Here is a 12,530-nt window from a genome sequence, read left to right on the forward strand (position 1 = left end):
GGCATCCCGGCTGCGATAAAAAAACCCGCGTCGCCGCGGGTTTTCTTTCTTACATTGCTGCCTTCTGCTCGGCCGGCTTGTCCTTGCCTGCCGCCTTGGCCGAGGTCTTCTCGGCCTTGGCCGGCTTGGCGGCCCCGGCTTCCATCTGCTTGCCATTGACGGTCAGCCCGGCCTCGGACAGCTTCATGGCCTTCTTGTCGCCCACGCCCTTGACGCGCTGCTGGAAGTCCGCCCAGTCCTTGAACTCGCCCTTGGCGCGCTCATCGAGGATCATCTTCGACATGCTCGGACCCACGCCCTTGATGCCGTCCAGCGCGGCCGCATCGGCCTTGTTGACGTCGACCTGGGCGAAGGCAATACCGGTCGAAGCGACCAGCGCGGCAATAGCGAATACCAGTTTCTTGATCATTGAATGTTCTCCGTAAGTTCTCGTACGATGGACGGCGGCGCCATCCATCCACGCACTAACGGAGCTGCCGGTCCTGCGTTGACGGCCCGGCCTTGAGCGAACTCAAGCGGTGAAGAGTTCCTCGCGGGTGACGGTGGCCGTACCCAGCTTGCCGACCACGATGCCGCCGGCGCGGTTGGCGGTGGCCAGGGCTTCGTCCAGCTGCGCGCCCGCGCCCAGCATCGCGGCGAGCGTCGCGATGACGGTGTCGCCCGCGCCCGAGACGTCGAACACTTCGCGCGCGTCGGCGTGCACGTGCAGCACCTCGTTCTCGCTGTACAGGCTCATGCCCTCTTCGGAACGGGTCACCAGCAATGCCGTCAGGCCCAGTTCGGCGCGCAGGCGTTGCGCCTTCTCGGTCAATTGCTCTTCGGTCTTCCAGGCGCCCACCACGCGCTGCAGTTCCGAACGGTTCGGCGTCAGGATGGTCGCCCCCCGGTAGGGAGTGAAATCGTCGCCCTTCGGGTCGACCAACACGATCTTGCCGGCCGTGCGCGCCTCGCGCACCATGTCGGCCACGTTCACCAGCGCGCCCTTGTTGTAGTCGGACAGGATCACCACGTCGTAGTCGGGCAGCAGCGCGCGGAACTGGTCGAGCTTGTCACGCAGCACGGTCTCGGTCGGCGCGTCCTCGAAGTCGATGCGCACCATCTGCTGCTGGCGGCCGATGACGCGCAGCTTGATGATGGTCGAGATGGCGTCGTCGCGCTTCATGTAGCTATGGATCGATGCTTCACGCAGGAGCTTCTCGACTTCTTCTCCCGCTTCGTCCTTGCCGGTAATGCCGAGCAGGCCCGTATGCGCGCCCAGCGCGGCGGCATTGCGCGCCACGTTGGCGGCGCCGCCCAGGCGCTCCTCGCGGCGCTCGATGCGCACCACCGGCACCGGCGCTTCCGGCGAAATGCGCGAGACGTCGCCGAACCAGTAGCGGTCGAGCATGACGTCGCCCACCACGAGCAGGCGCACGCTGGAGAGTTCGGGGGCCGCCTCGCGGCGGAAGCTGTCTGCCGCCAGCAGGCGGCTCGGGATCGGATGCGTCATAGGGTAAGGCTGCGTCAGTTCATCACATTGAGTTCTTCGGTGCGGCGCGGCGGATAGGTTTCCCAGCGGCTGCAGCCAGGGCACTGCCAGTAGAACTGGCGCGCCTTGAAGCCGCAGTGGCTGCACTGGTAGCGCGCCAGCTTCTGGGTGTAGCGCTGCACCAGGTTCTTGACCATGGACAGCTCTTCCCACACTTCGGTGCGGGCCTCCATCAGGTGCGCCTCGAGCAGTTTATCCAGGCCCAGCAGGGTCGGGTTGCGGCGCAGCTCCTCGACCACCAGCTGTTTGGCCGCTTCCACGCCGTCGAGTTCGATCACGGCCTTGAACACCACCTCGATCAGGTCAATCGACGATGCTTCGGCCAGGTAGGAACGCAGCAGGTTGACGCCTTCCTGTGGTCTACCTACTTTGCGGTAGCCATCCATTAAACGTTGGGCCACCAGGGCCACGTGCGGCACGCTCTGCTGCTCGACGCGGCGCCAGGTGACCAGGGCCGCCTCGGTATCGCCCTGGGCCAGCTGGGCGTCGCCGATCAGGATGGTGGCGCGCACGCTGGAGCGGTCGGCCAGCAAGGCCTTGTCGAGCAGCTGCATGGCGTCGCTCGGCTGCAGGTGCACCAGGGCATCCTGGGCCAGCTCGCAGTAGAACTGGGCGATTTCCTTCTGGCGCGCGCCGGCGCCGGACTCCTGCAGGCCGTTGGCGACGTCGATCGCGCGGCGCCATTCCTTTTCGCGCTGGTAGATTTCCAGAAGCGCGCGCCGCGCCTGCACCTCGAAGGGGGTGTCGACCAGCAGGTTGAAGGTTTCCTCGGCGCGGTCGAGCAGGCCGGCCTTCAGGTAGTCCATGCCGAGTTCGTACTGGGCGTGGGCCTTCTGCTCGCCCGGCAGGTCGGGACGCGCCAGCAGGTTCTGGTGAACGCGGATGGCGCGTTCGGTCTCGCCGCGGCGGCGGAACAGGTTGCCGAGGGCAAAGTGCATGTCGGCCGATTCGGGATCGAGCTTGACGATCTCGATGAAGGAATCGATGGCCTTGTCCGGCTGGTCGTTGAGCAGGTGGTTCAGGCCCTTGAAGTAGCCGCGCGGCAGGGTGCGCGATTCGAAGACCAGCGAATTGATGTCGACGCGGGCGGCAATCCAGCCGAGGCCGAAGAAGAATGGGATGCCGAGCAGCATCCAGAGTTCGAATTCCATGTGTTCTTGTTCTGTGTTGGCGCCTGGACGGCTTATTGGGCCAGCTTCTGCGCCGGGTTCACGGCATCCGGGGTCGGCTGGGCGCTGCCCGTGCCGGCGGCGCTCTGCAGGGCCTGGATGGTGTTCTTGTGCTGCGAGGTCTGGCGGCGCTGGCGGAACACGGTCGGGGTCAGCGCCAGGATGCCGAGGGCGGCGCCGGCAACGAAGAAGGCCAGCAGCATCAGCACGAGGGGGCCGCGCAGTTCATAGTTGAGGAAGAAATGCAGGTCGACTTCCTGCGTGTTCTTCAGGGCGAAGCCGAAGAACAGGACGAACAGGATGACGCCAACAATGGAGGAGACAAATTTCATCAGCAGTGCCCGCTGGGTGAGTGCGCAATTGGGTGCACAAAGGCGAAGTGTCGCATATCCAACATGATATTTCAAAAGCCGAGCTGGCGCTGCCCCGGCAAGCAGCCGGCAAGGCACGAAAAAAAACGGCATCCCGAAGGACGCCGTTTTTGTCTGCCTGCGGCAGACTCTGCCAGACAGCAGACGACTTCAGGGAGACTCAATCCTCGATGATCGGCTGCCCGACCATCGCGTCCACCCGCTCGCGCAACTGCTTGCCCGGCTTGAAGTGGGGCACCCGTTTTTCGGGCACCATCACCTTGTCGCCGGACTTCGGGTTGCGGCCGATGCGTGGGGGCCGGCTGTTCAGCGCAAAGCTGCCGAAACCACGGATCTCGATGCGTTGCCCGGTCGCCAGGGCGTTGGTCATCGCATCGAGGATGGTCTTGACGGCAAACTCGGCATCTTTCGCCACCAGCTGAGAATAGCGCTCAGCCAGGCGGTTGATCAGCTCGGACTTGGTCATCTGGTCGCCTCGAAAAGGAATTAACCTTTGTTATCGAACTTGGCCTTCAGCAGTGCGCCCAGGCTGGTGGTGCCCGATGCTGCGCTGTTGTCCGAAGCCAGCTTGTTCATTGCTTCCTGGGTCTCGACATTGTCTTTCGCCTTGATCGACAGCTGGATGCTGCGAGCCTTGCGATCGATGTTGATGACCAGGGCTTCGACCTTGTCGCCCACTTTCAGGTGGGTGCCGGCATCTTCCACGCGGTCACGCGAGATTTCCGAAGCGCGCAGGTAGCCTTCGACTTCTTCGTTCAGCGCGATCACGGCGCCTTTCGGCTCAACCGATTTCACGGTGCCGGTGACCAGGGTGCCCTTGTCGTTCAGCGAAGCGAAGTTGTTGAACGGGTCGCCTTCCAGCTGCTTGACGCCCAGCGAGACACGCTCGCGCTCGACGTCGATTGCCAGCACGACTGCTTCCAGCTCGTCGCCCTTCTTGAACTTGCGCACGGCTTCTTCGCCGGCTTCGGTCCAGGACAGGTCCGACAGGTGCACCAGGCCGTCGATGTTGCCCGGCAGGCCGATGAACACGCCGAAGTCGGTGATCGACTTGATCGAGCCCTTGACCTTGTCGCCCTTCTTGTGGGTCATGCCGAAGTCGTCCCATGGGTTCGCCTTGCACTGCTTCATGCCCAGCGAGATACGGCGACGCTCTTCGTCGATTTCCAGGACCATGACTTCGACTTCGTCGCCCAGCTGGACAACCTTGTTCGGAGCCACGTTCTTGTTGGTCCAGTCCATTTCCGAGACGTGCACCAGGCCTTCGATGCCCTGCTCGACTTCCACGAACGCGCCGTAGTCGGTCAGGTTGGTGACCTTGCCGAACAGACGGGTGCCCTGCGGGTAGCGACGCGACAGACCGGTCCACGGATCGTCGCCCAGCTGCTTGACGCCCAGCGAGACGCGGTTCTTTTCCTGGTCGTACTTGAGGACCTTGGCGGTGATTTCCTGGCCAACCGACAGCACTTCCGACGGGTGACGCACGCGACGCCATGCCAGGTCGGTGATGTGCAGCAGGCCGTCGATGCCGCCCAGGTCGACGAACGCACCGTAGTCGGTGATGTTCTTGACGACGCCGGTGACCACGGTGCCTTCTTTCAGGGTTTCCATCAGCTTGGCGCGCTCTTCGCCCATCGATGCTTCGATGACGGCGCGACGCGACAGGACGACGTTGTTACGCTTGCGGTCCAGCTTGATGACCTTGAATTCCAGGGTCTTGCCTTCGAACGGGGTGGTGTCCTTGACCGGACGGGTGTCGACCAGCGAACCCGGCAGGAATGCGCGGATGCCGTTGGTCAGGACGGTCAGGCCGCCCTTGACTTTACCGTTGACGGTGCCGGTGACGATCTCGCCCGATTCCATTGCTTTTTCCAGAGCCAGCCACGATGCCAGGCGCTTGGCCTTGTCGCGCGACAGGATGGTATCGCCGAAACCGTTTTCCAGCGATTCGATGGCCACGGAAACGAAGTCGCCGATCTGGACTTCCAGTTCGCCCTGGTCATTCTTGAATTCTTCGACCGGAATGAAGGCTTCCGACTTCAGGCCGGCGTTGACGATCACGAAGTTGTGATCCAGGCGCACGACTTCAGCCGAGATGACTTCGCCCGAACGCATGTCTTGACGCGACAGCGATTCTTCGAAAAGGGCGGCGAAGCTTTCCATGCCGGTATCTTGATTGGTTGCAGTAGACATAAAGGTTATTACTCGAGTTAGCCCAGCAGGCCGGCGATGGTGCGGACTGAACTGGGGTTAGGTTGAAACACACCTGCAGCGACAGGATTGCCGTTGCAGGCACCAACAAGGACAACGCGCCTTCGCACGTCGTCCCGGCGAAGGCCAGAAACGATGCCACTGGCATTGTTTCTCCAAGTTGTCAGCGCAGCCACCATGGCGATGACTCGAGCCGACGGCGGCGCACCGAACTTGGATTCCGGCCTGCGCCGGAATGACGGTCTTGAAGCTAACTACGCTTCTCAAACCGCCATTTCAAAACTTTTGCTGCTCAAACTTTTGGGTGCGCATACCACGCCAACACCTGTTCGACCGCTTCCGCAGCCGACATGTTCGAGGTATCGAGCTGGTAGGCATCCGCTGCCGGGACCAGGGGAGCGATGGCGCGCTTGGTGTCGCGCTCGTCTCGTTCCTTCAAATCCTTCAGCAGATCGTCCATACTAGCAGAAAATCCTTTGTCAATCAATTGCTTATACCGGCGTTGCGCACGTGCCTCGACGCTTGCGGTCAAGAACACTTTTAATTTCGCGCCGGGAAAGATCACCGTGCCCATATCGCGTCCGTCGGCCACCAGGCCGGGCGTCTCGCGAAAGCCCAATTGCAGGCCATACAAGGCCTGGCGTACGGTCGGCAGCGCGGCGATCTTCGATGCCATGTTGCCAACCTCTTCCGCCCGGATCGCCCCGGTGACGTTCTCGTTGTTCAGGAAGATGTCGCCGCCGACGAAGCGCGCCGGCAGGTGTTCGGCCAGCTTGGCGATGCCGTGCTCGTCGCGCAGCTCGAGGCCGCGGCGGATCGCCTGCAGCGCCGTCAGGCGGTACAGGGCGCCCGAGTCGAGCAGGTGGAAGCCGAGGCGCTCGGCGACCTTGGCGGCAACGGTGCCCTTGCCGGAAGCGGTCGGGCCGTCGATGGCGATGACGGGAATGGGATTATTTGGCATGTGATGCTCGCGGGGGTAAAACGGTCCAGTTGGCTATTCTACTGGGTCCCCCGCGCGACCGTGTTCAAAACAGTTCGTTCTTCGCAATGCCGGCGAAGGCCTCGAAGTATTCCGGGAAGGTCTTGGCGACGCATTTCGGGTCGTTGATGCGCATCGCGTTGCCGCGCCGCGCCTTGCCGTCGAGCGAGGCCAGCGAGAAGCACATCGCCATCCGGTGGTCGTCGTAGGTGTCGATGGTGGCGGGCTTGAGCTGCTCCGGCGGGGTGATGCGGATGTAGTCCGGCCCCTCCTCCACCTCGGCGCCGACCTTGCGCAATTCCGTCGCCATCGCGGCCAGGCGGTCGGTTTCCTTCACGCGCCAGCTGGCGATGTTGCGCAGGGTGCTCGGGCCGTCCGCGTACAGCGCGGCCACGGCGATGGTCATGGCGGCATCCGGGATGTGGTTGAAGTCGGCGTCGATCGCTTTCAACACGCCGTTCGAGCGGGCTTCGATCCAGTTCTCGCCACGCGTAATGATGGCGCCCATGCGCTCGAGCGCGTCGGCGAAGCGCACGTCGCCCTGGATGCTGTTCTCGCCCACGCCTTCGACCCGCACCGGGCCGCCGGCGATGGCGCCGGCCGCCAGGAAGTAGGAGGCCGAGGAGGCATCGCCCTCGACGTGGATGCTGCCGGGCGACTGGTAGCGCTGGCCCGGATGTACGGTAAACGAGGCCCAGCCATTCTGCTCGACCGTCACGCCGAAGCGGCGCATCAGGTTCAGGGTGATCTCGATATAGGGCTTGGAGATCAGCTCGCCGATCACGTCGATCGACACCGCATGGGTGGTCGCCATCAGGGGCGCGGCCATCAGGAGCGCGGTCAGGAACTGGCTCGACACGTTGCCGCGCACCGCCATGCGGTTGGCGTGAATATGGCCGCGGCGGATGCGCAGCGGCGGGAAGCCCTGCTCGCCCGTGTACTCGATCTGGGCGCCGACCTCGTTCAGCGCATCGACCAGGTCGCCGATCGGGCGCTCGTGCATGCGCGAGACGCCGTGCAGGGTGTAGTCGCCGCCGATCACGGCCAGCGCGGCCGTCAACGGACGGATCGCGGTGCCGGCATTGCCCATGAAGAGGTCGGCCTCGTGGACCGGCAGCACGCCGGCCTGGCCGTGCACGACCACGGTGCGCTCGTCGACTTCGTCCCACTGGATGCCCAGCGAGCGCAGCGCGCCCAGCATCACCATGGTGTCGTCCGAGGCCAGCGGGTCGTGGATGGTGGTGGTGCCCTCGGACAGCGCTGCCAGCAGCAGCGTGCGGTTCGAGATGCTCTTGGAACCCGGCAGGCGCACGCTTCCAGCCACGTGGATCACGGGTTCGAGGTCAATGTGCTGCGGGTAGTGTTTAGACTGCGTCATTCTATGTCCTGGTTTTGCGGGGGCGGCGGCGAGCCGGCCTCGATCGCCTCGATCCATTCGCGCCGCGCGCGCTGCGCGTTGGCGAAAACGGTCTCGAGGCCGCGTCCGTCGGCGGCGGCGAGCGTCGCCCGCAATGAAGTCAATTGTGCCAGATATGCATCGAGCTCGGTGAGCAAGGCCTCGCGGTTGGCCAGGCTGATGTCGCGCCACATCTCGGGCGAGGAGCCGGCGATCCGGGTGAAGTCGCGAAAGCCACTGGCGGCGTATTGGAACAGCAGGCTGGCGTGCGGCTTGGCGGCGATGTCGTCCACCAGCGCATAGGCCAGCAGGTGCGGCAGGTGGCTGACGGCGGCGAACACGCGGTCATGGTCCTGGGGGCTCAGGGTATGGATGAGCGCACCGCAGTGGCGCCAGGCGCTGGCCACGCGCTCGACGTCGCCTGGAGCGTTTTCCGGCAGCGGCGTGAGCACGGTCTTCTTGCCGCGGTAGAGCTCCGCGCGGGCCGCATCCGGACCGTTGGACTCGCTGCCGGCAATCGGGTGGCCGGGCACGAACTGCCTGATGCGCTCGCCCAGCGCCGCACGCGCGCTGGCGACCACGTCGCATTTGGTGCTGCCGGCATCGGTGACGACGGTGTGCGGCTCCAGATACGGCAGCAGCGAAGCGAGGATCGCCCCGGTCTGCCCGACCGGCGCGGCCAGCAGCACCAGGTCGGCGCCGCGCATCGCCTGCTGCGGGGTTTCAGAGACCTCGTCGACGATGCCCAGCGCGAGCGCGCGCGCCATCGCGGCCGGCTCACGGCCGAGGCCCGCCACGCTGCGTACCACGCCAGCCTGCTTGAGCGCCAGCGCGAAGGAACCGCCGATCAGGCCGACGCCGACGACGACGAGCCGGTCGATCATCAGCCGAGAACCTTCCTGAGCGCTGCAATGAAGGCGGCATTCTCTTCCGGCAGGCCGATCGAGATGCGCAGCCACTGGGGCAGGCCGTAGTTGCCGACCGGGCGCACGATCACGCCCTGCTTGAGCAGCGCCAGGTTGACGCGGGCGCCGGCCTGGTCGTCGCCGCCGACCTTTACCAGCACGAAGTTGCCGAACGAGGGGACGTACTGCAGGCCGAGTTCATCGAAAGCGGCGGTCAACTGCTTGTAACCTTCCGCGTTATTGCGCGCCCCCTTCTCCAGGAATTCCTTGTCGTTCAGCGCGGCGATCGCAGCGGCCTGCGCCAGCGAATTGACGTTGAAGGGCTGGCGGATGCGGTTCATCAGGTCGGTGACTGCCGGCTGGGCGATGGCGAAGCCGACGCGCAGGCCGGCCAGGCCGTAGGCCTTGGAGAAGGTGCGCGAGACGATCAGGTTCGGGTACTTGCGCACCCACTGGCTCGATTCGAACTGGTGCTCCGGCGCCAGGTATTCGTTGTAGGCCTCGTCCAGCACCACGACCACATTACCCGGCACTTTCTGCAGGAAGGCTTCGATCTCGGCTGCCGGGATGAAGGTGCCGGTCGGGTTGTTCGGGTTGGCCACAAAGACCAGGCGGGTATCAGGCTCGATGGCGGCCGCCATCGCGTCGAGGTCGTGACCGTAGTCCTTGGCCGCGACCACGATGGCGCGCCCGCCCACGCCTTGCGTGGCCAGCGCGTACACGGCGAACGAGTACTGCGCATATACGACCGATTCGCCCTTCTGCACGAAGGCGTGCGCGGCGATCTCCAGGATGTCGTTGCTGCCGTTGCCCAGGGTGATCCAGTCGGCCGGGACATCGTAGCGTGCGGACAAGGCAGCCTTCAGTTCGAAGCCGTTGGCGTCCGGGTAGCGGCCGAGGTCGGCGGCAGCCTGCGCCATCGCGGCGCGGCTCGATTCCGGGATACCGAAGGGGTTCTCATTGGAGGCGAGCTTGACGATCTTGGCTTCATCGAGGCCGAACTCGCGGGCGACTTCAGCGATGGGTTTGCCGGCCTGGTAAGGGGCGATGGCGCGGACGTAATCTGGACCGAATTGCGACATGGGATTCTCGAATAAAAATGGAAATTAAAGACTCTGCGGGTAAGAGCCGAGCACTTTGAAGAACGCGGCGTTGTCCTTCAGCTCGTCGAGGGCGCGGGCGACGGCGGCGTCGCGCACGTGGCCTTCGATGTCGACATAGAAGTAGTACTCCCAGGTGCCGATGCGCGCCGGGCGCGATTCAAAACGCGTCATCGACACGCCATGCTTGGCGAGCGGGGCCAGCAGGTTGTAGACGGCGCCCGCCTTGTTCGGCACGGCCAGCACGATGGCGGTATGGTCGCGGCCGGACGGGCCGGTTTCCAGGCTGCCGATCACGGCGAAGCGGGTGCGGTTGTGCGGGTCGTCCTGGATGTGGGCCTGCACCACGCCGAGCTGGTACTGTTCGCCCGCCATCTCGCTGGCAATCGCCGCCACGGTCGGGTCCTGGCTGGCCAGGATCGCCGCTTCCGCGTTGGATGCCACGGCGCGGCGCTCGACGCCGGGATGGTGCAGGTTGAGCCAGACCTGGCACTGGGCCAGGGCCTGCGAATGGGCGCACACGACGGTGACGCCCTCCATGCTGCCGGTCCTGGTCATCAGGCTGTGGTGGACCGGGATCGAGATCTCGCCGCTGATGACGGTGGTGGTGGCCAGCATCAGGTCGAGGGTGCGGTTGATCGCGCCCTCGGACGAGTTCTCGACCGGCACCACGCCGAAGTCGGCGGTGCCGGCCTCGGTGGCGCGGAATACCTCGTCGATCGACACGCAGGGCAGCGTCTCGATGGCGCTGCCGAACTGCTGGTACACGGCCTGCTCGCTGAAGGTGCCCGCGGGGCCGAGGTAGGCTACCGTCACGCGCTTTTCGAGCGCGCGGCAGGACGACATGATCTCGCGGAAGATGGTCTGGACGTCGCGGTCCTTCAGCGGGCCGGGATTGCGCTCGGCCACGCCGCGCAGCACCTGGGCTTCGCGTTCGGGACGGAACACCGGGGCGTTGGTTTCGGCCTTCACGTGGCCGACTTCCTGGGCGATCTTGCCGCGCCGGCTCAGGAGTTCCAGGATTTGCGCGTCGATCGCGTCGATCTGCTCGCGCAGGGGGAGGAGTTTGTCATTCATCGTAAGCTCGTTATTTCAATCCGCATGGCAATCCACGGGCGCATGCGTCCGTGGATTGCCGCACGGCGGTCGCGTGTTACCGCCCCGCGAATTCGTTCAAATAATCGACGAGGGCCTGCACACCCTCGAGCGGCATCGCGTTGTAGATCGATGCCCGCATGCCGCCGACGGACTTGTGGCCCTTCAGTTGCAGCAGCCCGCGCGCCTTCGCGCCGGCCAGGAATTTGTCGTTCAGGGATTCGTCGCGCAGGTAGAACGGTACGTTCATGCGCGAGCGGTATTCGGGCGCGACGCGGTTCTGGTAGAAGTCGTCGGCGTCCAGCGCCTCGTACAACAGGCGCGCTTTCTCGATATTACGCTGTTCCATCGCCGCGACGCCACCCTGCTGCTTGAGGTGGGCGAACACCAGGCCCGCGATGTAGATCGCGTAGGTCGGCGGCGTGTTGAACATGGAGTCGTGCTCGGCCACAGTGCGCCAGTGGAAGGCCGAGGGGCAGATCGGCAGCGCGTCGTCCAGCAGGTCGTCGCGCACGATCACCAGGGTCAGCCCGGCCGGGCCGATGTTTTTCTGGGCGCCGGCGAAGATCACGCCGTACTTCGACACGTCGATCTGGCGCGACAGGATGTGCGAGGACATGTCGGCCACGATCGGCACCTTTGGCAACGATTCGGGCACGAAGTTGTACTCGACGCCGTCGATGGTCTCGTTGGTGCAGATGTGCAGGTAGGCCGCGTGCGAGGTGAGGTTCCAGGTGTCCTGCGGCGGCACGCCGGTGAAGCCGTCCGCCTCGCTCGAGGCGGCGATGTTGACGTGAGCGTAGCGCTTGGCTTCCTTGATCGACTTGCCCGACCAGGAGCCGGTATGGACGAAATCGATCGTCGCCGGCTGCGGGCAGCAGCCGACCATGTTGAGCGGGATGATGGCGTTCTGGGCCAGCCCCCCGCCCTGCATGAACAGGATCTTGTAGTTGGCCGGCACCGCCAGCAGCTCGCGCAGGTCGCTTTCCGCCTGCTGGTAGATGGAGATGAATTCCGGACCGCGGTGGCTCATCTCCATCACCGACATGCCGCTGCCGTGCCAGTCGAGCATCTCGCTCGCTGCCTGCTGCAGCACTTCCTTCGGGAGGACGGCCGGGCCGGCCGAAAAATTGAATACCTGCGTGTGTTGCTCCATCCGGCGGTCCTTTCTATGCGCTTACGGTTTCTGTACGTCCTGGGCCATGTCCTGCATCAGCTTGGCGACGCGCGGCATCATCACGCGCTGCGCGGCCGCCATGCCCTCGGTCGCCAGCTTCGGCGTGAGCGTCATCATCTTGCGGCCCACCGGGCTCTGGTAGAACGCGGTCAGTTGCTTGATCTCGGCGACCGTGTAGTTGTTGGCGTACAGCGGCACCATTTCGTCGATCATCGCGTCGACCAGGGCCGGATCGTTGAAGATCTTCGCCAGCGACTGGGTCATGTGCGGAAGCGACTGTTCGACCTTGGCCATGGCTTCCTGCTTCTGCTGCGCGTCGAGCTTGGGGTCGGCCTGGATCATGCCGCCCAGCTGCTGGCGCATCATGGCCGGCATGGCCTGCTGCATCTGCGCGTACATGGCGTTCATGTTCTTGCGCATCTCCATGGCATTGAACATGGCCTTGACGGCGGTGGTCGCCTGCGGATCGACGCCTGGCGCAGCCAGCGCGAACGAGGGAAAGGCCGCGAACGTGGCGGCAGCGGACAGGGCAAGGACGAATTTTTTCATTGTTGTAGGTGTCTCGGGTTGCTGCGCCGGCCAGCCCGGCGCGAAAAAAA

13 protein-coding genes are annotated in these 12,530 nt (G+C 64.6%); all 13 read right to left on the reverse strand.

All coding sequences use genetic code 11. The features are described from left to right. Nucleotides 1-49 precede the first annotated feature (49 nt). Entirely contained in the window at nucleotides 50-409 is a 360-nt protein-coding gene (locus YWC_RS0107580; protein WP_027864823.1) for a ComEA family DNA-binding protein, read from the reverse strand. Nucleotides 410-511: 102 nt separating this feature from the next. Then, a complete protein-coding gene (gene rfaE1 / locus YWC_RS28685) occupies nucleotides 512-1,489 on the reverse strand; it encodes a D-glycero-beta-D-manno-heptose-7-phosphate kinase (RefSeq protein ID WP_051306309.1) in 978 nt (325 codons plus the stop codon). A 14-nt stretch (nucleotides 1,490-1,503) separates the two neighbouring features. Beyond that, nucleotides 1,504-2,679, reverse strand: coding sequence for a lipopolysaccharide assembly protein LapB (gene lapB, locus YWC_RS0107590; protein WP_027864824.1), 1,176 nt, complete (start codon nucleotides 2,677-2,679; stop codon nucleotides 1,504-1,506). Nucleotides 2,680-2,711: 32 nt separating this feature from the next. Further along, nucleotides 2,712-3,029, reverse strand: a complete 318-nt coding sequence (locus YWC_RS0107595) for a LapA family protein (protein WP_027864825.1) — start codon at nucleotides 3,027-3,029, stop codon at nucleotides 2,712-2,714. Nucleotides 3,030-3,228: 199 nt separating this feature from the next. Further along, nucleotides 3,229-3,534 (reverse strand): integration host factor subunit beta, encoded by a 306-nt coding sequence (locus tag YWC_RS0107600; RefSeq protein ID WP_027864826.1) that lies wholly within the window; start codon nucleotides 3,532-3,534, stop codon nucleotides 3,229-3,231. 20 nt (nucleotides 3,535-3,554) lie between these two features. Further along, nucleotides 3,555-5,261 carry a 30S ribosomal protein S1 gene (rpsA, locus tag YWC_RS0107605; RefSeq protein ID WP_084416348.1) on the reverse strand — a complete coding sequence of 569 codons (1,707 nt, stop codon included), beginning with the start codon at nucleotides 5,259-5,261 and terminating at the stop codon, nucleotides 3,555-3,557. A 310-nt stretch (nucleotides 5,262-5,571) separates the two neighbouring features. Beyond that, complete coding sequence (gene cmk / locus YWC_RS0107610) at nucleotides 5,572-6,240, reverse strand: (d)CMP kinase (RefSeq protein ID WP_027864828.1); 669 nt, start codon at nucleotides 6,238-6,240, stop codon at nucleotides 5,572-5,574. Nucleotides 6,241-6,304: 64 nt separating this feature from the next. After that, nucleotides 6,305-7,636 carry a 3-phosphoshikimate 1-carboxyvinyltransferase gene (gene aroA, locus YWC_RS0107615; protein ID WP_027864829.1) on the reverse strand — a complete coding sequence of 444 codons (1,332 nt, stop codon included), beginning with the start codon at nucleotides 7,634-7,636 and terminating at the stop codon, nucleotides 6,305-6,307. Beyond that, nucleotides 7,633-8,538 (reverse strand): prephenate dehydrogenase, encoded by a 906-nt coding sequence (locus YWC_RS0107620; RefSeq protein ID WP_027864830.1) that lies wholly within the window; start codon nucleotides 8,536-8,538, stop codon nucleotides 7,633-7,635. The genes aroA and YWC_RS0107620 overlap by 4 nt, the downstream gene beginning before the upstream one ends. Then, nucleotides 8,538-9,641: a histidinol-phosphate transaminase gene (gene hisC, locus YWC_RS0107625; RefSeq protein ID WP_027864831.1), complete on the reverse strand. Its 1,104-nt coding sequence runs from the start codon at nucleotides 9,639-9,641 to the stop codon at nucleotides 8,538-8,540. Before hisC ends, YWC_RS0107620 begins: the two co-directional genes overlap by 1 nt. A 24-nt stretch (nucleotides 9,642-9,665) precedes the next feature. Then, complete coding sequence (gene pheA / locus YWC_RS0107630; RefSeq protein ID WP_027864832.1) at nucleotides 9,666-10,736, reverse strand: prephenate dehydratase; 1,071 nt, start codon at nucleotides 10,734-10,736, stop codon at nucleotides 9,666-9,668. Nucleotides 10,737-10,812: 76 nt separating this feature from the next. Next, the gene (gene serC, locus YWC_RS0107635) at nucleotides 10,813-11,910 is read right to left on the reverse strand and encodes a 3-phosphoserine/phosphohydroxythreonine transaminase (RefSeq protein ID WP_027864833.1); all 1,098 of its coding nucleotides are present in this window, start codon (nucleotides 11,908-11,910) and stop codon (nucleotides 10,813-10,815) included. 21 nt (nucleotides 11,911-11,931) lie between these two features. Beyond that, the gene (locus YWC_RS0107640; RefSeq protein ID WP_027864834.1) at nucleotides 11,932-12,480 is read right to left on the reverse strand and encodes a DUF2059 domain-containing protein; all 549 of its coding nucleotides are present in this window, start codon (nucleotides 12,478-12,480) and stop codon (nucleotides 11,932-11,934) included. Nucleotides 12,481-12,530 lie beyond the last annotated feature (50 nt).

It is taken from the genome of Massilia alkalitolerans DSM 17462 (assembly GCF_000427785.1).
Classification (GTDB): domain Bacteria; phylum Pseudomonadota; class Gammaproteobacteria; order Burkholderiales; family Burkholderiaceae_D; genus Telluria; species Telluria alkalitolerans.